This is a genomic window from Amycolatopsis umgeniensis, assembly GCF_014205155.1.
In the GTDB taxonomy this organism is placed as follows: Bacteria; Actinomycetota; Actinomycetes; order Mycobacteriales; family Pseudonocardiaceae; genus Amycolatopsis; species Amycolatopsis umgeniensis.
Genome location: NZ_JACHMX010000001.1, coordinates 1,375,912 through 1,397,375 on the forward strand (window position 1 = coordinate 1,375,912; position 21,464 = coordinate 1,397,375).

General features: G+C 68.6%; 23 protein-coding genes. 12 read left to right on the plus strand and 11 right to left on the minus strand.

Features of this window, described 5'->3' with window-relative positions; genetic code table 11:
* Positions 1–98 precede the first annotated feature (98 nt).
* Genes HDA45_RS05820 through HDA45_RS05830 form a run of 3 tightly spaced genes read left to right on the plus strand, consistent with a single transcriptional unit; the run spans position 99 to position 2,598 of the window.
* Positions 99–1,328: a protein kinase domain-containing protein gene (locus HDA45_RS05820; protein ID WP_184892570.1), complete on the plus strand. Its 1,230-nt coding sequence runs from the start codon at positions 99–101 to the stop codon at positions 1,326–1,328.
* 56 nt (positions 1,329–1,384) lie between these two features.
* On the plus strand, positions 1,385–2,011 hold the full coding sequence (locus HDA45_RS05825; RefSeq protein WP_184892572.1) for a ClpP family protease: 627 nt from the start codon (positions 1,385–1,387) through the stop codon (positions 2,009–2,011).
* A complete protein-coding gene (locus tag HDA45_RS05830) occupies positions 2,008–2,598 on the plus strand; it encodes a ClpP family protease (RefSeq protein ID WP_184892574.1) in 591 nt (196 codons plus the stop codon). The genes HDA45_RS05825 and HDA45_RS05830 overlap by 4 nt, the downstream gene beginning before the upstream one ends.
* A 9-nt stretch (positions 2,599–2,607) precedes the next feature.
* On the opposite strand, the gene HDA45_RS05835 is transcribed toward HDA45_RS05830, so the two are convergent.
* The 7 genes from HDA45_RS05835 to HDA45_RS05865 all read right to left on the minus strand — a co-directional run bounded on the left by HDA45_RS05835 (position 2,608) and on the right by HDA45_RS05865 (position 6,207).
* Positions 2,608–2,946, minus strand: coding sequence for a helix-turn-helix domain-containing protein (locus HDA45_RS05835; protein ID WP_184892576.1), 339 nt, complete (start codon positions 2,944–2,946; stop codon positions 2,608–2,610).
* Positions 2,947–3,196: 250 nt separating this feature from the next.
* Positions 3,197–3,373 (minus strand): CsbD family protein, encoded by a 177-nt coding sequence (locus HDA45_RS05840; protein WP_184892578.1) that lies wholly within the window; start codon positions 3,371–3,373, stop codon positions 3,197–3,199.
* A gap of 97 nt (positions 3,374–3,470) precedes the next feature.
* Positions 3,471–3,869 carry an ATP-binding protein gene (locus HDA45_RS05845; RefSeq protein ID WP_343071994.1) on the minus strand — a complete coding sequence of 133 codons (399 nt, stop codon included), beginning with the start codon at positions 3,867–3,869 and terminating at the stop codon, positions 3,471–3,473.
* Positions 3,870–3,951: 82 nt separating this feature from the next.
* Positions 3,952–4,158, minus strand: coding sequence for a hypothetical protein (locus tag HDA45_RS05850; protein ID WP_184892580.1), 207 nt, complete (start codon positions 4,156–4,158; stop codon positions 3,952–3,954).
* Entirely contained in the window at positions 4,155–4,574 is a 420-nt protein-coding gene (locus HDA45_RS05855; protein ID WP_184892582.1) for an ATP-binding protein, read from the minus strand. Before HDA45_RS05855 ends, HDA45_RS05850 begins: the two co-directional genes overlap by 4 nt.
* Complete coding sequence (locus HDA45_RS05860; protein WP_184892584.1) at positions 4,571–5,854, minus strand: PP2C family protein-serine/threonine phosphatase; 1,284 nt, start codon at positions 5,852–5,854, stop codon at positions 4,571–4,573. Before HDA45_RS05860 ends, HDA45_RS05855 begins: the two co-directional genes overlap by 4 nt.
* Positions 5,854–6,207 carry an STAS domain-containing protein gene (locus HDA45_RS05865; RefSeq protein WP_343071995.1) on the minus strand — a complete coding sequence of 118 codons (354 nt, stop codon included), beginning with the start codon at positions 6,205–6,207 and terminating at the stop codon, positions 5,854–5,856. Before HDA45_RS05865 ends, HDA45_RS05860 begins: the two co-directional genes overlap by 1 nt.
* A 424-nt stretch (positions 6,208–6,631) precedes the next feature.
* On the opposite strand from HDA45_RS05865, the gene HDA45_RS05870 reads away from it, so the two are divergent.
* The 5 genes from HDA45_RS05870 to HDA45_RS05890 are packed head-to-tail and all read left to right on the plus strand — an operon-like array spanning position 6,632 to position 13,788.
* The gene (locus HDA45_RS05870) at positions 6,632–10,336 is read left to right on the plus strand and encodes a nitrate reductase subunit alpha (RefSeq protein WP_184892588.1); all 3,705 of its coding nucleotides are present in this window, start codon (positions 6,632–6,634) and stop codon (positions 10,334–10,336) included.
* Entirely contained in the window at positions 10,336–11,901 is a 1,566-nt protein-coding gene (gene narH / locus HDA45_RS05875; RefSeq protein WP_184892590.1) for a nitrate reductase subunit beta, read from the plus strand. The genes HDA45_RS05870 and narH overlap by 1 nt, the downstream gene beginning before the upstream one ends.
* A complete protein-coding gene (narJ, locus tag HDA45_RS05880) occupies positions 11,898–12,515 on the plus strand; it encodes a nitrate reductase molybdenum cofactor assembly chaperone (RefSeq protein WP_184892592.1) in 618 nt (205 codons plus the stop codon). Before narH ends, narJ begins: the two co-directional genes overlap by 4 nt.
* A complete protein-coding gene (gene narI / locus HDA45_RS05885) occupies positions 12,512–13,237 on the plus strand; it encodes a respiratory nitrate reductase subunit gamma (protein ID WP_184892594.1) in 726 nt (241 codons plus the stop codon). Before narJ ends, narI begins: the two co-directional genes overlap by 4 nt.
* Positions 13,234–13,788, plus strand: coding sequence for an HPP family protein (locus HDA45_RS05890; protein WP_184892596.1), 555 nt, complete (start codon positions 13,234–13,236; stop codon positions 13,786–13,788). The genes narI and HDA45_RS05890 overlap by 4 nt, the downstream gene beginning before the upstream one ends.
* Here HDA45_RS05890 and HDA45_RS05895 read toward each other — a convergent pair.
* Positions 13,688–14,977: an MFS transporter gene (locus HDA45_RS05895; RefSeq protein WP_184892598.1), complete on the minus strand. Its 1,290-nt coding sequence runs from the start codon at positions 14,975–14,977 to the stop codon at positions 13,688–13,690. The two genes, HDA45_RS05890 and HDA45_RS05895, sit on opposite strands and share 101 nt — an antisense overlap.
* Positions 14,978–15,065: 88 nt before the next feature.
* On the opposite strand from HDA45_RS05895, the gene HDA45_RS05900 reads away from it, so the two are divergent.
* From HDA45_RS05900 to HDA45_RS05915, 4 genes are all read left to right on the plus strand, one after another.
* Positions 15,066–15,464, plus strand: coding sequence for a helix-turn-helix transcriptional regulator (locus HDA45_RS05900; RefSeq protein ID WP_184892600.1), 399 nt, complete (start codon positions 15,066–15,068; stop codon positions 15,462–15,464).
* 87 nt (positions 15,465–15,551) lie between these two features.
* Positions 15,552–16,079: an EF-hand domain-containing protein gene (locus HDA45_RS05905; RefSeq protein WP_184892602.1), complete on the plus strand. Its 528-nt coding sequence runs from the start codon at positions 15,552–15,554 to the stop codon at positions 16,077–16,079.
* A gap of 92 nt (positions 16,080–16,171) precedes the next feature.
* Positions 16,172–16,864: an SMODS-associated NUDIX domain-containing protein gene (locus HDA45_RS05910; RefSeq protein WP_184892604.1), complete on the plus strand. Its 693-nt coding sequence runs from the start codon at positions 16,172–16,174 to the stop codon at positions 16,862–16,864.
* The gene (locus HDA45_RS05915; protein ID WP_184892606.1) at positions 16,861–17,988 is read left to right on the plus strand and encodes a hypothetical protein; all 1,128 of its coding nucleotides are present in this window, start codon (positions 16,861–16,863) and stop codon (positions 17,986–17,988) included. Before HDA45_RS05910 ends, HDA45_RS05915 begins: the two co-directional genes overlap by 4 nt.
* Before the next feature lie 28 nt (positions 17,989–18,016).
* Here the strand turns inward: HDA45_RS05915 and HDA45_RS05920 are convergent, their stop codons facing one another.
* The 3 genes from HDA45_RS05920 to HDA45_RS05930 are packed head-to-tail and all read right to left on the minus strand — an operon-like array spanning position 18,017 to position 21,439.
* Complete coding sequence (locus HDA45_RS05920) at positions 18,017–19,270, minus strand: CHAT domain-containing protein (protein WP_184892608.1); 1,254 nt, start codon at positions 19,268–19,270, stop codon at positions 18,017–18,019.
* A 2-nt stretch (positions 19,271–19,272) separates the two neighbouring features.
* Positions 19,273–19,512 carry a hypothetical protein gene (locus HDA45_RS05925; protein ID WP_184892610.1) on the minus strand — a complete coding sequence of 80 codons (240 nt, stop codon included), beginning with the start codon at positions 19,510–19,512 and terminating at the stop codon, positions 19,273–19,275.
* 1 nt (position 19,513) lies between these two features.
* Positions 19,514–21,439 carry a PHD finger domain-containing protein gene (locus HDA45_RS05930; protein WP_184892612.1) on the minus strand — a complete coding sequence of 642 codons (1,926 nt, stop codon included), beginning with the start codon at positions 21,437–21,439 and terminating at the stop codon, positions 19,514–19,516.
* Positions 21,440–21,464: the final 25 nt, after the last annotated feature.

The following is a 21,464-nucleotide window of genomic DNA, read 5'->3' on the forward strand; positions in this document are numbered from 1 at the left end:
CCGACCGGACCTTTATGGACGATCAGCCATTTCATCGGTTTTTCATGATCGCTGGCTAGCGTGCCTCGAAGACACTTCAGGATTCGAGGAGACCGACTGTGACGGCAGTTTCACGCACGATCGCCGAGCGCTACACCCTGCTCGAGAAGCTGGGCGGCGACGGGGCGGCCGTGCTGTGGCGTGGGGAGGACGGCTCCGACGGCAGCCAGGTCGCCATCAAGGAACTCCTGCTCCCCGTACTCGACGAGCCGGGCCGCGCGGCTCTCGTGAAGCGGCTCCAGGCCGAAGCCGGTGTCGTGGTGGACCATCCGTCGGTGGTGGCCGTCCACGATGTCGTGGTGGCGGACGCGGCGGCGTTCATCGTGATGGATCCGGTGGAAGCGAAGACCCTGGAGGACCTGGCGTCCGCCGGTCCGCTGCCGCCGCGGTTCGTCGCCGATATCGGCAGGCAGGTGCTCGGCGCGCTCGCCGCCGCGCATACGGCGGGCGTCGTGCACGGGGACGTGCGGCCCGCGAACATCCTGGTGTCCCCCGACGGCACGGTGAAGCTGACCGGCCTCGGGATCGCCAAGGCCCTCGACCCGTCCGGCACACCGGCTTTCCTGGCCCCCGAACGGATCGCGGGGCACGAAGGCACTCCCCACTCGGATCTCTGGTCGCTCGGCGTGACCCTGCTCAGTGCGAGCGAGGGCATGAATCCCTTCCAGCGGGTGAACATCGCGGCCACGCTTTACGCCGTCGTCAACGAACAGCCGCCGTTCGGCCGGACGTACGGGGTGCTGGCGGACGTCATCCGCGGGCTGATGGCGAAAGCGCCGCACGCGCGCATGCTGCCGGACCACGCGCTCCCGCTCCTGACTCAGGCCGCGAGCGGTGTCGAACCCTCCGTTCCGATCCTGCCCGCCCCGTCGCGTCCCGGTTTGAGCACGCCTTCCGTGTCCGCGGCCCTGGCGGGGGTGGCGGGCATGGTGCTCGGATTCGCGCTGCTCACGAACGCGATGCTGATGCACCACGCCTACTACCTCTTCGACTTCGCGGAACTGTCGATCATCGCCGGATGCTTCAGCCTGATCCTCGCCGGAGTGTCCGCGGTGGTGGGCGGCGCGAGCCTGCTCGCCAAGGTCCGGGCGGGGCAGATCATGCTCAGCGTCTCCGCGGGGCTGACGCTGATCTCGACCTGTCTGCTGACCTTCATCGGCGATGACCGGATACACCTCGGCCTTCCGGTCCAGCCGGGGCTGACCATCGATCTCCTCATCCTCGTCTTCGCCCTCGGCCTGACGCTCGCCGTGTGGTTCGTCCCCGCCCGGCGTCCTGCTGTGGGCTGATCCGCTCACAGCAGAGAAACCGGCGGTCGGCGGTTCCCCGGCGGCATGGTCGGGACATGACCGACCACGAGAAGCAACCCCTCTTCGACCAACGGCTCCGGGAACGGTTCTTCAGCCAGCGCGTCCTCGTCCTCGACGGCGCGCTCGACGACGACAACGGGACGGTGCTCACCACCCAGCTGCTGTCACTGGCGAGCGAGGATCCCCGCAAGGACATCGCCCTGTGGATCCACTCGCCGGGCGGCTCGGTCCCCTCGATGCTGGCCATCCGCGACGTGATGCGGCTCGTCCCGTGCGACGTCGCCACCCTCGCGCTGGGACTGGCGTGCAGTGCCGGGCAGTTCCTGCTGTCCGCGGGCACCCCGGGCAAACGGTTCGCGCTGCCGCACGCGCGGATCCTGATGCACCAGGGTTCGGCGGGCATCGGCGGCTCGGCCGTCGAGGTGGAGGTGCAGGCGGACGATCTGCGCTACACGCGGGACACGGTGCTCGGCCTCATCTCCGACGACACCGGGCAGCCCATCGACCGGATCTTCGCCGATTCCCTGCACGATCGCTGGTTCACCACCGAACAGGCGCGCGAATACGGCTTCATCGACCACATCGTCGAGAGCCTCGACCAGGTCGTCCCCGTGCGCACCCACAAACTCGGCCTCGGCACGGAAAGGGGCGTCGGCGCATGAGCACCTACACCATTCCCAACGTCATCTCCCGCAGCCCCGGGGGCGAGCGGATCATGGACGTCTACTCGCATCTGCTGTCCGAGCGGATCATCTACCTCGGCACCGCGATCGACTCCGGCGTGGCGAACGCGCTGATCACGCAACTGCTCTACCTGGAGGCGGACAACCCGGAGCAGGAGATCAACCTCTACATCAACACCGAAGGCGGCGACCCGTCGGCGATGCTCGCGTTGTACGACACCATGCGCTTCATCAAGGCGCCGGTGGCGACGACGTGTGTCGGCCAGGCCGTCGCGGCGGGTGCGATCCTGCTGGCCGCGGGCGAGGCCGGGCACCGGTTCGTGCTGCCCCACACCCGCGTGGTGCTGCACCAGCCTGCGGCGCAGGGGCGCGGCACGATCCCGGATCTCATCCTCCAGGCCGACGAGGTCGTGCGGGTGCGGACACAGCTGGAGGAGATCCTTTCCTCGCACACCGGCCGCGCCGTCTCGGACCTCCGGCACGACACCGACCGGGACCGCGTGTTCGACGCGGCGGGCGCCGTCGCCTACGGGCTCGCGGACAAGGTCCTCGACAGCCGGGGCTAGGCGGTGCGCCTAGGCGGCCATCAGCACGGGTCCCGATGGGCGGCGGCCGACCGCGAGGCCCGTGCTGCCACCCCGCCGGACCGTGCCCGCGATCCCGAAAAGGAGATCCGCCAGGTCGATCCCGAGCGCGCCGGTGACCGCGGCGATCATCTCGCTGGAGGGCTCTTTGCGGCCGCGCTCGATCTCCGAGAGGTACTGCGGCGAGATGCCGGCGCGCTCCGCGATGTCGATGAGACGGCCGCCCTGTTCTTCCCTCGCCGCGCGCAGGCTCTGGCCCAGCACGTCTCGCCACAGCGGCTCCGGTTCGGGATCCGTGCGCTTCTGCTGGAAAGGGAGGATGTCCGCCATACGCTCATCGTGACATCGGGCCGGGGCCCGTGCGCGACGTTCCGCTCAAGGCGAAACCGAGCCCCGGGATCCGGCTACGGAGTCTCAAGGCCCGAGTCCGGTCACGGAGGGGTGTGTGGAAATAGGGACATTGAACGTCCCTATTTCCACACACCCCTCCCTCCGGGAACACCGGCGCGGGCAAACCCGTCTCCCGCACGAAAACACGAAAAAGGGGCCTGCCCGAAGGCAGGCCCCTTTGGTCGCACGGTCAGTCCCGAACGCCCTTCACGGCGTCCTTGAGCTTCTCCCCGGCCTGCTTGACGTTGGCCTTGCCCTGCTCGGCCTTGCCTTCGGCCTGCCACTGCTCGTTGTCCGTGGCGTTCCCGACGGCTTCCTTGGCCTTGCCCTTGAGTTCTTCGACCTTGTTCTCGGCTTTGTCGTTCATCAGGCCTCCATTCGTTCTCGTCCGTTGCCTTCGGATACCCGCCGGACGGGCCCCGAAACAGCGGGCCGGACGTGGCGCCGGACACGTTTGACTTTCGTCAGGCCTGGGCGAGTTCCGCCCACACGGTCTTGCCGTGTTCGTCGTGGTCCTGGCCCCACGCGGTGGCGCAGGCGTCGATGAGCGCGAGGCCGCGGCCACCGGTTTCCGAGGGCTGACGCGGGATCGCGGGTGCCTTGCCCGAGTCGTCGACCTCGATGCGCAGGCGGCCCGGCCGCCTCAGCAGGCGCACCTGCCTCGGCGGCTTCCCGTGCCGCACAGCGTTGGACACCAGTTCGTCCAGGACGAGGATCGTGTCCGTGAGGTCCGCTTCGGTGAAGTCACGAAGTTCCGCCCGCGCCCAGGCGCGCACCCTGGCCGGTTCGCTCAGGTCGCCACCGATGTCCAGGGTCAGGATTTCGACCTTGGCGCCGGTGCGTGCGGCCTGATCGGTGGACACGGGGACCTCCAGGTGCTCTGCGGCCAGTCGGGGCTCGCGAGGACCTAGTACCCCGAATGCCGCGAACCTTAACGATCATCCCTCAACGTTCACTGCCCGTGTGGCCGCACGGGTAGACCGTGCCCGCCGCGAGGGCTTCGCAGGCGGGGCAGTTGTTCACCGGCCGCTCGCGACGGCCCCAGAAGGGATGGGTGGCCCCGCAGAGCGCGGTGACCAGGTCACCGCGGCCGGGATCCGGGGTGCACACGGGACAGTAAGCGTGCGCCGCCCGCTCGATTTCGGCGGTCATCTTCCTCCTCGGGGGCTCGTCGTCCAGGTCATGGTCACCGTGGTGCCGTCGCCCCGGTACGCGCATTCGGCGTGGTCGGCGAGGCGCTCGATCAGCAGCAGACCGCGGCCGCGGATCGTGTCGGCCGGGTTCGCGGGCTTCCAGTTGCCGTAGTCGGTGACGACGATCTCGATCTCGTCGCGGTCGGCGGTGGCGCGGATGTCGATGACGCCGTCCGTGCCGTCCCGGTAGGCGTGTTCCGCGGAGTTGGCCAGCGCCTCGTTGCTCGCCAGGACGATGTCCTCCTGCCGTTCCCCGTCGACGCCGAGGCCGGCGAGCCAGATCGAGAGCTGCTTTCGGAGCCCGACGAGCCGTCCCGGTTCGGCGGGCACCCGATCGCGGAACTCGTGCGGCACCGGGGCCGGTACGTGCTTCATCGTTCGCCGCCTGTCGTGTGCTGGACGTGGATCACGGCGATGTCGTCGTCGTGGCGGTTGTGGGTGATCTCCTCGATGAGGTCGTCCCAGGCGGCCGCGTCACCGAGCCGGTCGCCGTATGCGACGAACGCGCCGAGCAGCCGTTCGATACCCAGCGTGATATCCCTCGTGGGGCTCTCCACCAGGCCGTCGGTGTACAGCAGCAGATCGGTGCCCGGCGGGAAGCCGGTCCGCTCCTCGGTGAACACGGTACCGACGCCCAGCGGCGGTGAGAGCGCCTCGCCGACCTGGTCGATCCGGCCGTCCGGGCGTCTCAGCACGGCGGGCGGATGCCCTGCGTTGGCGTAGGTCAGCGAGTGGTCCTCGGGATCGTGGACCGCGTAGAAACAGGTGACGAATCCGGGTTCCGTCAGCTGGGAGACGCGGCGCAGCAGTTCCGACGGCCGCAGCTCCAGCAGGGCGTAGGCGCGGATGGCCGTCCGGGTCTGGCCCATCACGGTCGCCGCCGGGACACCGTGCCCGACGACGTCGCCGATGACGAACGCCGTGCGCCCGGAGGGCAGGCGGATGACGTCGAACCAGTCGCCGCCGACGTTGATCCCGGTGGCGGCGGGCAGGTAGCGGGTGATGATCCGCAGGCCGGGGATGTCGGGCACCTCCGGCAGCATGCTGCGGGCCAGTTCGGTGACGAGGGTGCGCTCCCGTTCGTACAGCCGGGCGTTGTCCAGCGCGATCGCGCTGTAGCCGGCGATGCCCTCGGCGAGGTACTCGTGCCTTGCGGTGAACCGGCCCGGTTCGGCGTGGCCGAAGAAGAAACCGCCGAGGACCTTTCCGGTGGTCGGGCTCAGTACCGGCACCGCGAGATAGCTGCGGACCGGGAGATGCCCTTTCGGCATGCCGTTGTAGGGCGGGTTCTTGCCGAAACAGGGATCCGCGGTGATGTCGTCGCTACGGACGGTGCGGACGCCGTCGAAGGTGGGCGCGAAGATCTCGGTGTTGCGCGGCATGGGGAACTGGGAGAAGGCCTCGCGAGGGACACCGGACAGCGTGTACAGGGTGTAGGACTCGCCGAACTGGTCGACGAGGTTGTAGAAGAACGCGCCGAAGGCCGCCCCGGTCGCCTTCGTGGCGGAGTCCGTCGCGTCCTGCACGATCCGGTCGATGTCGAGTTGCGACGTCAGCCGGCGGCCGACCGAATGCAGCCCGTCGATCAGCGCGGCCTCGGCGCGCAGGCGCCCGACGAGCTCGACGAGCGGGGAGGCGTCAGCACCGGATTCCATCAGGCCTCCAGCGCCGCGGTCCTCGTCGGATACACCGCCAGCTCATCGGTGAGGCGGGTGAGCTCCAAGGGCCGCAGCACGACCCTGCTGCCCGCCACGACGCGGACCTGGGTGGTCCCCGCGCACAGCCGCTCCGCCCGGACCAGCTCCGCCATTCCCGCCGACGCCAGGAACTCCACGGCCGTCAGATCGACGATCATCACCGCGGGACGCAGCCGGAAGGCGCGTTCGACCATCAGCCGCAGCCTGGACGCGAGGGCGAGATCGAGCGCGCCGGTCACCTCGAGCACGGCCGTGTCGTCCGTGCCCTCCAGCGCGACTGCCCCGCTCTCCACTCTCTCCGATTCCGTCACCGGTTCATTTTGCCGGGGGACGCGGCGGCCCGCCATCCAGGCGGGCTCGGCCGCGCCCGCCGGTATAGGTCGTTATACATACTTTCGACCCTGTCCGACATCCGGTGATACTTGTTCCGCGTTTTCCGGTTTACCCGGCCCCGAATCCGCTCAGCACCATGGCATCCGGTTTCGGGAATTCGCATCGGAACACATTTCTATCGCCCGACAGAAGGGATTAATCGAGTTTCTCACGCCAATTACCCCGACATTACCAAACCCTTTACTTACTGGTCTTTTCGAGTGATCAACACCCATGATCACCTTCGCGGAAAGACAGTGGGCAGCCACTGCCGCTAGCATTGCGCTCGTTCCCCGGACAGACTCGGCACGTCCTGTTCGCGCTGTCTGCCTCATTCACGACTTTAGTCGGGAGGTCGCGAGCGTGCGCTCGCCACGAAAAGCCAACGGAAACGGCTCCGAAAACCACCACAACGAAGGCGCGGCGACCACGGCCCTGCTCCGGCTCGGCCGTTATCTGACCCGGGCGGAGAGTTCGGCGGATCTGCGCTCCGTACACCTGACCGGTGGCCGGGAAGCCGACGCTTTCTACCGTGATCGCTGGAGCCACGACAAGGTGGTCCCGTCGACGCACGGCGTGAACTGCACCGGTTCTTGCCGCTGGAACGTGTACGTCTCCGACGGGATCATAACGTGGGAGAGCCAGGACCCGGATTATCCCTCCGTCGGTCCGGACAAACCGGAGTACGAACCGCGCGGTTGTCCTCGCGGCGCCTCTTTCTCGTGGTATTCCTATTCCCCGACAAGGGTACGTTTTCCGTACGCGCGAGGCGTACTGGTGGAAATGTACCGCGAGGCGCTGAAACAGCACGGAGACCCGGTCGTCGCTTGGGCGTCGGTGATGGACGACCCGATGAAGAGACTGTCCTATCACCGTGCCCGCGGAAAGGGCGGGCTCGTCCGGATCAGCTGGGACGAAGCCGCGGAAATCGCCGCCGCCGCGCATGTGCACGCCATTTCGCGCTACGGCCCGGACCGGGTCGCCGGCTTTTCGCCGATTCCGGCGATGTCCATGGTCTCGCACGCGATCGGATCCCGGTTCATGGCGCTGATCGGCGCCCCGATGCTGTCCTTCTACGACTGGTACGCCGATCTGCCGGTGGCCTCGCCGCAGGTGTTCGGCGATCAGACCGACGTGCCGGAATCCGCGGACTGGTGGGACGCCGCGTATCTGATGATGTGGGGCTCGAACGTCCCGGTGACCAGGACACCGGACGCGCACTGGATGGCGGAGGCGCGCTACCGCGGCCAGAAGGTCGTCGTGGTCTCCCCCGACTACGCCGACAACACCAAGTTCGCCGACGAGTGGCTGGCCCCGCACCCGGGTACCGACGCCGCACTGGCGATGGCCATGGGGCACGTCATCCTCACGGAGTTCTTCGCCGAACGGCAGGTTCCGTACTTCACCGACTACGTCCGCCGCTTCACCGACCTTCCCTTCCTGGTCACGCTGACCGAACGGGACGGCGCGTACGTACCGGCGAAGTTCCTCACCGCCGCGGATCTCGACGTCGAGACGGCGGAACCCCAGACAGCCGAACCACAGTGGAAGACCGTGCTGGTCGACGACCGCACCGGGGACCCGGTCGTGCCCAACGGTTCGGTCGGCCACCGCTGGAACGAACACGACCGGGGCAAATGGAACCTCGACCTCGGCGACGTCGTGCCGCGGTTGAGCCTGCTCGCCGATCCGGGCCATCAAGGTGTCGAGGTGCTGCTCCCGCGGTTCGACGCGGACGGCGTCCTGCGGCGCGGGGTGCCCGCCGTGGAGCAGGGCGGGCAGCTGGTCACCACGGTGTTCGACCTGCTGATGGCGCAGTACGGCGTGCGACGCGGTGATCTTCCGGGCCGGTGGCCGTCCGGCTACGACGATCCGGCGGAACCGTGCACCCCGGCGTGGCAGCAGGAGATCACCTCGGTCCCGGCCGAGCGGGTCACCCGCATCGCCAGGGAATTCGCCGAGACCGCCGAGGCCTCCCGCGGCCGCTGCATGATCCTGATGGGCGCGGGCACCAACCACTGGTTCCACTCCGACACCATCTACCGCTCCTTCCTGGCGCTGCTGACGATGACAGGCTGCCAGGGCCGCAACGGCGGCGGCTGGGCGCATTACGTCGGCCAGGAGAAGGTGCGGCCGTTGACCGGGCACCAGACGCTGGCGGGCGCGATGGACTGGATGCGCCCCGCCCGGCAGATGATCGGGACGGCCTACTGGTACCTCCACACCGGCCAATGGCGCTACGACGCGCTGCGCAACGACGAACTGACCTCCCCGCTGGCGTCCGGCAAACTCGCCGGGACCAGCGCCGCGGACACGCTGGCGCAGTCGGCGCGACTGGGCTGGATGCCCTCGTTCCCCACTTTCGACCGCAATCCGCTCGATCTGGTCGACGAGGCCGAGGAAGCCGGGCTCGACCCCGTCCGCCACGTCACCGAAAGGCTCCGCGAAGGCACGCTGGGGTTCGCCGCCGAGGATCCGGACGAGCCGAAGAACTGGCCCCGGGTGCTCACGGTGTGGCGGTCCAACCTGCTCGGCTCCTCCGCCAAAGGCCACGAGTACTTCCTGCGCCACCTGCTCGGCACCGACGCGAACCTGCGCGGCGAGGAAGCGCCGCCGGACGCGCGGCCGAAAACCGTGAAATGGCACGACATCGCCCCGGTCGGCAAGTTGGATCTCATGCTGGCAATCGATTACCGCATGACCAGCACCACCCTGTTCGCGGATGTCGTACTGCCCGCCGCGACCTGGTACGAGAAGCACGATCTCTCGTCGACGGACATGCATCCCTTCGTGCATTCCTTCAACGCCGCCGTCGATCCGCCGTGGCAGACCCGCACCGACTTCGAGGCGTTCCACACGATCGCGAAGCGGTTCAGCGAGCTCTCCGAACGGCATCTCGGGGTGCGCAAGGATCTCGTCGCCACCCCGATGACGCACGACACCCCGAGCGAAACGGCGCAACCCGGCGGGGTCGTCCGTGACTGGCGCGACGGCGACGTCGAGCCGATCCCTGGTGTCACCATGCCCCGGCTGACCGTCGTCGAACGCGATTACCCCGCGGTGGCGGCGAAACTGGCCACACTCGGTCCGCTGCTGGAGAAACTGGGCGCCACCAGCAAGGGCCTGACCTACGACGTCGGCGAGGAAGTGAACTGGCTGCGCGCGAAGAACGGCGTCGCGACCACCGGGGCCGCTCAGGGCCAGGCGCTGATCGACACCGACATCAAGGCGGCGGACGCCGTGCTCGCCCTGTCCGGCACCACCAACGGACGGCTGGCCACCCAGGGATTCCGCGATCTCGAGAAACGGGTCGGCACCGAACTGGCGCATCTTTCCGCCGAACACGAAGGCAAGAAGATCACCTTCGCCGACACCCGGTCCCGCCCGGCGGCGGTGATCACCAGTCCGGAATGGTCCGGCAGCGAGAGCGGCGGACGGCGCTACTCGGCGTTCGTGATCAACGTCGAACACGGGAAACCGTGGCATACGCTCACCGGCCGTCAGCATTTCTTCCTCGACCACGACTGGATGCACGAACTCGGCGAGGCGCTGCCGGTCTACCGGCCGCCGCTGGGTTCGCAGCACCTCACCGGCGGAACGGGGGACGCCGCGGAAGTGACCGTGCGCTATCTGACCCCGCACAGCAAATGGTCGATCCACTCGACGTACCAGGACAACCTGCACATGCTCACCCTGTCCCGCGGCGGGCAGGGGATCTGGATGAGCCCCGCCGACGCCGAAGCCATCGGCGCGCGCGACAACGACTGGATCGAGGCGGTCAACCGCAACGGAGTCGTGGTGGCGCGCGCGATCGTCTCCCACCGGATGCCGACGGGCACCGTTTTCCTTTACCACGCCCAGGACCGGGCGGTGAACGTGCCGCGCAGCGAGGCCACCGGCAAACGCGGCGGGACGCACAACTCGCTGACCAGGCTGCTGCTCAAACCCACCCATCTCATCGGCGGCTACGCCCAGCTCTCCTTCGGTTTCAACTACCTGGGCCCCACCGGCAACCAGCGCGACGAGGTCACCGTGATCCGCCGCCGTTCCCAGGAGGTGCGTTACTGATGCGGGTCATGGCACAGCTGGCCATGGTGATGAACCTGGACAAGTGCATCGGCTGCCACACCTGTTCGGTGACCTGCAAGCAGGCCTGGACAAACCGGGCCGGCACCGAGTACGCGTGGTTCAACAACGTGGAAACCCGGCCGGGGCAAGGATATCCGCGTCGCTATGAGGATCAGGAGCGTTGGAAGGGCGGCTGGGAGCGGACGGCGAAAGGCCGGTTGCGACTGCGCGCGGGCGGACGGCTGAGCAAGCTCACGAAGCTCTTCGCCAACCCGGATCTGCCGGAGATCTCCGACTACTACGAGCCCTGGACCTACGACTACGCCACCCTGATCGAGGCGCCACTGGGCGACGACGTGCCCACCGCCGCGCCGCGGTCGGCCATCACCGGCGAGCCCACCCAGCCCACCTGGGGGCCGAACTGGGACGACGACCTCGGCGGCTCCACCGAGCACGGCGTCAAGGACCCGATCGCCGAGAAACTGCGCGACGAACTCGGCATCCGGATCAAGTTCGAGTTCGAGCAGAGCTTCATGTTCTACCTGCCGCGGATCTGCGAGCACTGCCTCAATCCGTCCTGTGTGGCCAGTTGCCCTTCCGGCGCGATGTACAAACGCGAAGAGGACGGGATCGTGCTGGTCGACCAGGACCAGTGCCGCGGCTGGCGGATGTGCGTCACCGGCTGCCCGTACAAGAAGGTCTACTTCAACCACAAGACCGGCAAAGCCGAGAAGTGCACCTTCTGCTACCCGCGGGTGGAAGCCGGGCAGCCGACGGTGTGCGCGGAAACCTGCGTCGGGCGGCTGCGCTACATCGGCGTCCTGCTCTACGACGCCGACAAGGTCACCGAGGCCGCGTCCGTCGCCGACGAGCACGACCTCTACCCCGCGCAACTCGATCTGCTGCTCGATCCGCACGACCCCGCGGTGATCCGGGCCGCCGAGGCGGCGGGCATCCCGCACGACTGGCTGACCGCGGCGCGGCGTTCGCCGGTGTACCAGCTGATCCACGACTACCGGCTGGCGCTGCCGCTGCATCCGGAGTACCGCACGATGCCGATGGTCTGGTACGTCCCGCCCTTGTCACCGGTGGTCGACGCCGTCAGCGGCAGCGGTCACGACGGCGAACACCGCGACAACCTGTTCGGCGCCATCGACGCCCTGCGCATCCCGATCGAGTACCTGGCCGAACTGTTCACCGCCGGGGACACCGAGCCGGTCCGGCGGTCGCTGCGGCGGCTGGCGGCGATGCGGTCCTACATGCGGGCGGTGAACCTCGGGCAGGAGACGGACGAAGACATCCCCGCTTCCGTCGGGCTCACCGGCGAGCAGATCTTCGGCATGCACCGGCTGCTCGCGTTGGCCAAGTACGACGAACGTTATGTCATCCCCACCGCGGGTGTCGGGCAGGCGCACGACCTGGAGGGTATCGCCACCCAGTGCAGTCTCGACGTCGACGGCGGCCCCGGCATGGGCGGCGGCGAGTCCACAGTGGACCTGGTCAGCTGGGACGACGGCGCCCGCCCGGACTCGCTGTTCCCGACTCTGCGGGGGCCGGGCCGGTGAAACTCCTCCGCCCCCGGGCCACCGCTCCCCGCGATCACGCGGCGCTGCGCCAGATCGCCGGATGGTGCCTGCAATATCCCGACGAAGCCGTCCTCGGCAAACTCGGCCTGCTGCGCGCTTGCCTCGACGAGACCGGCGGCCCCGGTCACGACGAGCTCTCCCGCACCGTGGCCTATCTCGAACGAGGCGAACCCGGCGAGCTGGCCTCGCACTACATCGAGGTCTTCGACCGGAAACCCCGCCGGACACTGCATTTGAGCTGGTTCCTCGACGGTGACACCCGCCGTCGCGGGGAAACACTGGCCGCGGTGCGCCGGTTCTACCGCACGCACGGGTTCGCCCCCGCCGAGAACGAGCTCCCGGATTTCCTGCCCGTGATCCTGGAGTTCGCCGCCGCCGCGGAGCCGGAAGCGGCCGAGCAGGTGCTCGCCCGCTTCCATCCCGCGCTGGATCTCCTGCGGCGCAACCTGTCCACTATGGACACACCGTATCGCGACGCCGTCACCGCGGTGCTGGCCACGCTGCCCGCCGTCCCCGCACCACTCCCCGTGGAGCCCCAGGCCGAACTGGTCGGCCTCGATCCGTTCCCCACCGGCGCCGGAGGTGCCCGATGAGTTCCGGACTGGACCTGCTGCTGTGGGGCGCCGCGCCCTACGCGTCGATCGCGCTGCTGGTGTTCGGCACGATCTGGCGGTACCGCCACGACAAGTTCGGCTGGACGAGCCGCTCCAGCCAGCTCCACGAATCGCGGCTTCTGCGGGTGGCCAGCCCGGTGTTCCACATCGGACTGCTGATGGTCATCGGCGGGCATGTGCTCGGACTGCTCGTGCCCAAGGGCGTCACCGAGTTCGCCGGGCTCGACGAACACGGCTATCACCTGATCTCGCTCGGGATGGGCAGTGTCGCCGGGCTGGTGGCGATCGGCGGGCTCGGTCTCCTGCTGTGGCGGCGGATCAGGGTGCCCGCCGTGCGCGGGGCCACGTCGGTCAGCGACAAGTTCATGTACGTGGTGCTCGTGCTGGTGATGCTCGCCGGGCTGGCGAACACGCTGGTCGACAACGGAGTCCGTGGCGGATACGACTACCGCGAGACGGTCGCGCCCTGGTTCCGCGGCATCCTGCTCCTCGATCCCCAGCCGGAACTGATGGCGTCGGCGCCGCTGGACTACCGGCTGCACACCGCGCTGGCCATGGTGTTGTTCGCGCTGTGGCCGTTTTCCCGCCTGGTGCACGCTTTCAGCGCGCCGGTGCGGTACCTGCTGCGTCCGTATGTGGTCTACCGGCGCCGCGCTCCCGGCGCGGTCGGTAACCGTGATCCCCGCCGTGGCTGGGAATGACCCGGCTCCGCCGCACCGCCTACGTCGCGCTGAGCTCGTTCGGCTGCATCGTGTTCATCGGCCTCTGCGCGATCCTGTCCGGCGCGCCCTTGCTGTTCCCCTCGCTCGGGCCCACCGCGTTCCTGGTGTTCGCGAGCCCGGCGGCGCCGGGCGCGAGCCCTCGCAACACGGTGCTCGGGCATCTGGCCGGCGTACTCGCGGGGCTCACCGGGCTCGCCGTCACCGGGCTGCTCACCGCCGCCCCGGATCTGACCCATCCTTCGTGGGCCAGGATCGGGGCGGCCGCGATCGCGCTGGGCCTCACCTGCGCCGCGATGGCCGCGCTGGAGATCCCGCATCCACCGGCCGGGGCGACCACGCTGATCATCGCGCTCGGCCTCCTGCACACCGCTCCGCAGATCGTCGCGGTCCTGGTGGGCGTGGCCCTCATCGCGCTGCTGGCCGTGCTGGTCAACAAGGTGTTCGGGGTGCCTTATCCCTGGTGGCGTTCTCCCGCTCCGGTCGACGCGCCACCGCGCCCACTCCATCCCGAATCGTCCGCAACGGGCTGACGAGGACGAACACCGCGCCGCAGCAGATGATCCCCGCCGACAGCACCAATCCCGGCAGCACGCCGACCACCGTGCCGACGAAGCCCGCGGCGAGACCGCCGAGCGTCCCGGTGCCGAAGACCACCGAGAGCGCGGTGCCGTTGACCCGTCCCATCATCTCCGGCGGCGTGATGCGCTGGACCAGGCTGAGCACGTGGATGTTGAACACCGAGTCGGCGAAACCGATCAGGAACTGGCTCACGATCAACGTGGTCAGCGCGGCACCCGGTCCGCCCGCGGGCAGGAGGAGGAAACCCGCTCCGGTCACCAGGATCGAGGCCGCCAGCGTCCGGCCGAGGGTGAGCCTGCGGGCGATCGCGCCGGACGACACCGCGCCCAGGATCAGGCCCGCCGTCCCGATCGCGAAGGCGAGACCGACCGCGCCAGGACTCAGCTTTCCCTCGTCGTAGGCGAAGACCAGCACGAGCGCGTTCGCCGTCGCCACGCCGAGGTTCACCGTCGTGCTCGCGAACATCAGAGTGCGCAGCCGGACGTCGGACAGCAGCACCTCCAGGCCCTCCCTGGCCTCCTTCAGTGCCGACCGCCGCTCTTCGGTCCTGGCCACGGGCGGCTCGCGGTGGCGCATCAGGAGCAGCGTCACCAGCGAAGCGAGGAAGGACAGGGCGTCGGCCAGGATCGCCAGCGCGGAGCCGAGGATCTGCATCAGCCCGCCCGCGGCGGCCGCGCCGCCGACCTCCGCGACCGCGCGGGAGGTCTGAAGCCGTTCGTTGCCCGCCACGATCCCGTCGGACCCGGCGAGCAGCGGCAGATAGGACTGGGCGGCGACCTCGAAGAAGACCGTCAGCACGCCGACCACACCCGAAACGACGAACAACTGGCCGAGTGTGAGCACGCCGAACAGGTACGCGACCGGGATCGACCCCATCGCCACCAGCCTGCCGGCGTCGGCCCAGATCATCGTCCTCCGGCACGAGATCCGGTCGACCCAGACGCCGGCCACGGAACCGATCAGCACGAACGGGAGGAACCTCAGCGCGGCCAGCAGCCCGACGTCCCAAGCGGTGCCGCCGAAGCCGAGCAAGGCGACCGTCGGCAACGCCATCCGCGAAACCTTGTCGCCGAACGCGCTGATCGTCTGGCCGATCCACAGGCGCCGGAAGTCACCGGGGAAAGCAAAAGGTGAAGGCATCGAAATCCGATCACGAGAAGGGAAAATCAGCCTAAGATCCAATACACGTCAAAGCCGGGTCGGTTATTCGAACTCGAGGAGTGCGGAAATGCCCCAGCGGTTGGTGGGTTCCGGGGGAATCGCGGGGATGACCCAGCTGCACCAGGCGGCGCCGCTGGTCGAACGGCAGCACGCGATCATCGAGTTGCTGCGGGTGCGGGCACCGCGCCGGGTGGCGGGCGCCGACCTCGCGACGGCGACAGGGGTGAGCCTGCGGACCGTGGAACGCGACATCACCCGTCTGCGCGAAGCGGGCGTTCCCATCACCATCCGCCGCGGACCTCGCGGCGGTTACGGCATCGACGCCCGGCCCGTCCTGCCGCCGATCTCCTTGACACCGGGCGAGGCGTCGGCGCTCATCGCCTCGCTGGTCGCCGTCGGCCCGTACACCTCGGCGGTGGCGCAGTCCGCGCTGGGCAAGATCCTCGAAGCACTCACCGAGGACTGATCGTCAGCGGCCGTCCCCCTTTCGTGGCTCACCGGGGCCCTGAATGGCCGATGTGGCACTACGCGTCCAGTCCTATCGTTCGAACGCATGGCAAGCGAGTTGCAGCGGCGCAAGGTCTCGAGCGTTTTCGCCGCGATGGACGTCGACGGCGACGGTTTCCTTCAGGAGCAGGACTTCCAGGCCTTGGCCGACCGCTGGGCGCGACTGCGCGGCCCCGGTGACGAGCGGCACCTGACCGGCATCATGCTGAGCTGGTGGACGACCCTGCTGGCGGCGTCGGATCTCGACCGCGACAACAAGGTCTCCCTCGACGAGGTCCTGCTGGTGGTGGACAAACTGCCGGAGACCCCCGAGGCCGTGACAGCGACCGCCGACGCGATGTTCGAGGCGATCGACGAAAACCGGGACGGCCTGATCTCCGCGGCCGAGTACCACCGGCTGATCGAGGTCTGGAACGGCCGCCCCACCGACACCGACGCCACGTTCCCGCTGCTCGACTCCGACGGCGACGGAATGCTGTCCCGGAACGAGTTCGCGGCGCTGTGGCTGGAGTTCTGGGCCGGTGACGACGCCGGGGCGCCGGGCACTCTCGTCTTCGGGCCACTCGCCGCCTGACACCCGCCCCTCGGGAGACGGTCTCGTCCTGTCGCTGTGCCTTCCCCTCGCTCTGTGACATCGTGGAGGGGGCAGCGTGGGAGGAGCTGATCGTGGCGTTTCGAGCCGTCTTCGGAGCCAAGAACCGGCGTCACCCGATACGGGTCTCGTTCAGTGCCCTGCTCAGGGTGACCGACGACGATCGGTACGTCCTGTTCGACTCACCCGCGAGACCCAGTTCGTACGGACCGCCCGGCGGTGTGCTCAAGATCCACCCTCCCGCCGTGCGTATCCTCGAATCCTGGGGATTCCAGCCCGATCGCACCGTCGAAGGCGCCAACCGGATGAAAGGCGACCTCCGGGGAATACTGCCGGCGGACTCGTTGCGCGCGTTCCAGGAATGGTTCGACACCGCCGCGTACCGGGAGAGCGCCACCGAATGCCTGCGCCGGGAATTGCGGGAAGAAATGTCCGAGGTCGGCCTCGGCTCCCCGGGATCGTCCATCGGGTCGCTGACCTTCGACCCGATCCGGACCGTCCGCGAAGGGCCCAGCGAGGTGCCGGGGAAGCCGTACCTGCAGCTCCGGAACTTCGAGGTGTACGAACTGGCGATGCGGACGCCCGCGGCCATCCGGCTGCGCCGGGACCTGGTCGAGGCCGGTCACGACGAAGAGCGGCCGGGGGTGATCTGCGCGGGCTTCGCCGACATCGCGCACGGCCGCCTCGGCCGCGCCCTCATCGCCCCGCAGAGCGCGTTCCTCGCCGGATCGACGAGGCTCACCGCCGACCTCCCCTCGCTCCGGTGAGCGGCACCGGTTCCGCGGCGGCGGACCTCGTCTGCGGCGCCTCGCGCCTCGGCGGCGTCCGGTTCGACCTCCCGCGGACACGTCCGGTGCCCCCTCCCGCCGACCCGGCCGCCGACATGGGGTACTTCGAGGTACACGGCAGGTTCTCCCTCGAACAGGCGCGGAGCGACCTGCCGTTCGTGGCGGCACATCTCGTCATGGGTTTCGACGATCCTCGCGTCCGGGTGCCGGAAGCGGCGGGTGAGGCCGTCGCGCCGGGCGGTCCGATGGCGGTCGGCGAACCGCCGGGGGGCTGCGGCTGGCTGCTCGGCGATCCACTCGGGCTCACGCCGATACCGCCTGCCGGCACGGTGCGGGCGACGCTGTGCGCCCCCGCGGATCTGACGACGTTGTCGGGCTTCGTCCGGCTGGACGCCACGGTCCTGACCGGTCGTGGCCGTCCGCGCCGCGCGCACGGGGGCTGCCGGCCGATCCGGTTCGAAACCCGGCCACCGGAAGGCTGGGCACCCACCGTCGCCCCGGGCGCCGCGACTCCCGCGACAGGTTTCGCGACACCGGCCGTACGGCTGTGCGTCGCGGTGGACACCGAGTCCTACAGCCGGTTCACCACCAGCGAAGCCGCCCGGTCACAGCAACGGCTCCTCGACGCGCTCGTCCACGCCAGGGGGCACGCGGGCCTTCGCGAGGCGGACGTCGACCTCCAGCATTCCGGTGACGGGCAGTTCGCGATCCTCCCCGCCGGAATCGACGAGTCGGTGGTCATCCCCCGGTTCGTGACCGGCTTGCGGACCGCGCTCGCCTCGACCAACGCTGACCTCAGCGCGCACGCCCGGCTTCGGCTGCGCGTCGCCCTTCACCGCGGGCATGTGGCCGCTGGGGTCAACGGCTGGATCGGGTACGCGCCGATCGCCGTGCACCGGTTGCTCGACAGCGCGCAGGTCCGCGCCGCGCTCCTGCGGGAAAGCGGCGCGGACTTCGCCCTGATCGTTTCGGAAGTGCTGTTCACCGACGTCATCGCGGACGGCGCGGCGTCACTGGACCCGGCGAGCTTCGACCCCGTCGAGGTACGGATACCGGAGAAGAACTTCGCCGAACGGGCCAGGGTGTACGTGCCGGGATGCTAAGCGCTCATCCCGGCACGCCCCTCCACCCTCAGCGTTCCTTGCGGAACAACACCGGGACCTCCCCGCCGCGGCCGTGGACGTCGCCTGCCATCATCGACGCCCTGGCGATCCCGTAGGCCGGTTCGATCTCCAGTCCGGCAGCCAGCGCCTGGTAGAAGCCCACGCTGAAGTCCATCGCGGACTGGTCCCCGATCCAGGTGCGCATCCCGATCACGTAGTCGATGTGTTCGGACAACGCCTTCGCCATCGTCTCGCTGTAACACGCGTTGACGAGGACGCACTCGACCGTTTCGTTCAGCTCCGCGAACAACGCGGCGACCCCGGCCACCGGAAGCGGCCGTTCCCCGCCACCCGCGTCCTCGGCGAGGAACCGGCCGTCCTCGTCACCGTGCCCGGAGAAGTGCACGATCCTCGGCTTGTGATCGAGCAACGCCTGCGTCAGATCCCTCGGCTGCAGAGCACCGTGATCGTCCAGTTCGAAGCGATCGCGATGGGCGCCCTTGCGCAAGGTCTCTTTGATGTCCCGGACTTCTCTCGCCAGCCGGAGCCGCTGCTCGCTGTCCGGATTCGCGGAGAGATAGAGGATCCGGATCTGATCCGGGCCCGCCTTCTCCGCGTGGCTGACCTGCACCGTGAATCTCCTGGAGATCTCGGCCCGCTGCCCGGCCTTGTCGGTACAGCGCGCCGAGATGTGGACAGGAACCTCGCGACCGGCTTCCCTTGCCAGCACGTGACAGTCGAACGGTTCCTTGGCACCGGGCGGCACGCTGCCCAGTTCGACGAAAGGCCGATTGGGGTCCAAGGCGAACGGGCCCTTCAAGGTCAGTTCGCCCCAGCTGATCGGCTGGGTGCCGATGTTCGTCAAGGACCCGCGCAGGATGTCCCATTCCCCATGGGCCAGCACCGGCGTGGCGAGCGAGATCTCGAAGCGCGGCGGCGGCACCTTGATCTCCTCGACCGCGGGAGCGACCAGCAGCGGCGCGGTGAAATCCGGGACACGGCAAGCCACGCCACGGAAGTCGCGGTACGAGAAGCTCGCGCCCGCAGTCCAGGAACCGGCTCTCAAGGGGCGGACCCGGACCACGGCGCTCCGGCTTTCCCCCGGCGCCAGACTGGGCACCTTGAGCTCCTTGCTCCCGCGCACGGCCGAAAACGAAGGCGGCAGCCTGAGCGTGAACACGATGTTGGTGCAGACGCGGTCGCCGTTGTTGGCCAGCAGGAGGGTGAGGTCGGTCGCCCGGCCGGCGTTCAGCTCGCCGGCGAGCACCTCCGCCGTGATCATACTCAGACCCCTTCGAAGAACGTCGCCCGTGAATGGTGCGCCTGGACGCAGGTTTCGCAGTGCACGGCCGACCGGATCACCGAGACCGGCGCGTCCGAACGAGGTTCCGCGAAGCCCTCGTCGGTCTCCACCACCTTCTGATGCCTTCCGCACAGCGGTTTGCCGCAGTGATGACAGACCGCGTCGATCACCACCTCTTCCTCGCCCTCGCGGGTGTTGCAGTCACCGCATTTCCAGACCATCTCAGTCCTCCTCGTCCCATCGGGAATGCTGGTCCGCCCCCGCCAGTTCGCTGTCGAGTTCGGCGTCCAGCTGCCGGAAGAGCTGTTCGGAAATGCGCCCGTCCATCACCGCGTCCCTGAGATCCTTCCTGCGCCGTTGCAGCTCCGAGGTCCCGGTGGTCCGCTCGGTGTCGTCCGGCCCGCTGTGCCGGGGCCGGTACGGGGCTTCCGCGGCCCGGCCGTTCGGTTCGGGCCCCTTGCGCAGCTCGAGTGTCTCGCTGACGATGTCGGTGAGGCTGTGCCAGACGGTTTTGATGCGGTCTTCCATTTCCTTGGTCGCGTAGGCACCGTTGACCGAAAGCCGCACCTTGCTGCTGCCCGCGACAGCGTGGATGTCGCCGCCGTAGATCTCGTCGCCCGCCAGCCCGACGTAGAAGTCGACGGGGTACACGCCTTCGTAGAGCCGGCCGCCGACGTCCCAGGCCCGTTTGAGGGCGTTCACCTGGTCCCCGTTCCGGGGAGAGTGACCGACGACGTATTTGACGTAGTAACCGTTCTCGCTCATCGCGTCCGTCAACGCGATCAGCGTCGAGTGATCCGGGATCACCCCCGGGAAGGAGACGCTTTCCGGACGCTCGGTGAGATCGTCCTTCTTCTGATCCGGTACGACACGCCTGTCCTGATAACGCACCCCGGACAGGCTCAGCGAAAGATCGGCGGTGACCTCGGTCTTCACCGAACTGTCCCGGTTCTCCTTCTTCAACGGCCCGCCCATCGGCGGATAGAAGTCGATGTTCTTGATCCCGGAAAGGGCACCGTTGAACGAGACCACCATGGAACCGGTGATCACGTCGCTCAGCTCGATCGTGTTCTCGAACCGGACCGACAGGGTGAGCCGGTGGTCGGCGCCTTCGCCGAGCGAAAGCTGCTTCCATTCGATCAGCCGTCCGCCGGTGACCGGATCCGCGTGCCTGCCCACGGTCGGGTACTCGGAAGCGGATTCGACGTTCCCCCAGCCGACGGGGACGTACAGGGTCAGCCGCTCCACGCGATCGGCGTGGAGACTCGCCTCCTCCGAAAGCCAGTCGCCCAGCCATTGCAGGTCCAGTTGCAGGGCCCGCTGATCGGATTCGGGAACCAGGGCCGGGGTCAGCCAGAGCGGGATCTCGTGGATGTCGAGGCCACCGAAAATGCGGTGGGACAGCCTGAACCGCCATTTGGCACCGGCCCGGCTGTCCTGTGCGGACAGGAAGGGATGCTCGCTCACGCGACCGGCCAGCGGCAGGACCGGCGGGGCGTACCGCGAATCGGCGAACTGGAGCCCCGCGCGGCCGGTCAGGACCGCGTATCCGGCGGAGAACTCGACGTCCTGCTCCGAGCCGAGCCGGAACTTCTCCCGGTAGGTGCCGAGACGGTTCTGATCCGTCCGGCCGAAGGTCATGTCGACGGTGATCTCGCCTTCGACCGGGGTCATCGAACTGTGGTAGTTCCCGCTCTCGTCGAGGGTGAGGTTGCCCCGGACGACCTCGCGCACCCGCACGGAATCGATGCTCGGCTCGACCGGCAGCGGCGGTCTGCTCGCCACCGCGGCGTTGAACCGGCTGCGGTTCTCGTGCCAGGCGAGTGCTCCGCCCGCCAGCCCGGCCAGGAGCAGGATCAGGCCGCCGGGCACCCAGAGGAACATGAGCACGACGCCCAGCGCGGCCACCGCCGCCCCGGCCTTGATGAACCGGACGATCGGCGGTTTGACGACGTGTTTGTGCTCTTCACAGTGCTGGGGAACCGAATCCGGGTTTCCCAGGTCGTCGAATTCACTGGTGACGAAGTCCTTCGAGCTGTGCTTCCGGCACAGCGGACGGCCACAATGGTGGCACAAGGCCGCGATTTCCCGCGAACCACAGCGATGACACCGGGGGCGTGGTGCGCGGGCCCGGATCTCGATCGACATCTTTCGGCTGTCCTCTCGTACTGGT

Excerpts from the sequence above, each read along its gene's own strand:
- HDA45_RS05825 (WP_184892572.1), top strand. The coding sequence starts at position 1,385 with ATGACCGACCACGAGAAGCAACCCCTCTTCGACCAACGGCTCCGGGAA.
- HDA45_RS05830 (WP_184892574.1), top strand. The coding sequence starts at position 2,008 with ATGAGCACCTACACCATTCCCAACGTCATCTCCCGCAGCCCCGGGGGC.
- HDA45_RS05835 (WP_184892576.1), bottom strand. The coding sequence starts at position 2,946 with ATGGCGGACATCCTCCCTTTCCAGCAGAAGCGCACGGATCCCGAACCG.
- HDA45_RS05840 (WP_184892578.1), bottom strand. The coding sequence starts at position 3,373 with ATGAACGACAAAGCCGAGAACAAGGTCGAAGAACTCAAGGGCAAGGCC.
- HDA45_RS05850 (WP_184892580.1), bottom strand. The coding sequence starts at position 4,158 with ATGACCGCCGAAATCGAGCGGGCGGCGCACGCTTACTGTCCCGTGTGC.
- HDA45_RS05855 (WP_184892582.1), bottom strand. The coding sequence starts at position 4,574 with ATGAAGCACGTACCGGCCCCGGTGCCGCACGAGTTCCGCGATCGGGTG.
- HDA45_RS05860 (WP_184892584.1), bottom strand. The coding sequence starts at position 5,854 with ATGGAATCCGGTGCTGACGCCTCCCCGCTCGTCGAGCTCGTCGGGCGC.
- narH (WP_184892590.1), top strand. The coding sequence starts at position 10,336 with ATGCGGGTCATGGCACAGCTGGCCATGGTGATGAACCTGGACAAGTGC.
- narI (WP_184892594.1), top strand. The coding sequence starts at position 12,512 with ATGAGTTCCGGACTGGACCTGCTGCTGTGGGGCGCCGCGCCCTACGCG.
- HDA45_RS05890 (WP_184892596.1), top strand. The coding sequence starts at position 13,234 with ATGACCCGGCTCCGCCGCACCGCCTACGTCGCGCTGAGCTCGTTCGGC.
- HDA45_RS05895 (WP_184892598.1), bottom strand. The coding sequence starts at position 14,977 with ATGCCTTCACCTTTTGCTTTCCCCGGTGACTTCCGGCGCCTGTGGATC.
- HDA45_RS05900 (WP_184892600.1), top strand. The coding sequence starts at position 15,066 with ATGCCCCAGCGGTTGGTGGGTTCCGGGGGAATCGCGGGGATGACCCAG.
- HDA45_RS05905 (WP_184892602.1), top strand. The coding sequence starts at position 15,552 with ATGGCAAGCGAGTTGCAGCGGCGCAAGGTCTCGAGCGTTTTCGCCGCG.
- HDA45_RS05920 (WP_184892608.1), bottom strand. The coding sequence starts at position 19,270 with ATGATCACGGCGGAGGTGCTCGCCGGCGAGCTGAACGCCGGCCGGGCG.
- HDA45_RS05925 (WP_184892610.1), bottom strand. The coding sequence starts at position 19,512 with ATGGTCTGGAAATGCGGTGACTGCAACACCCGCGAGGGCGAGGAAGAG.
- HDA45_RS05930 (WP_184892612.1), bottom strand. The coding sequence starts at position 21,439 with ATGTCGATCGAGATCCGGGCCCGCGCACCACGCCCCCGGTGTCATCGC.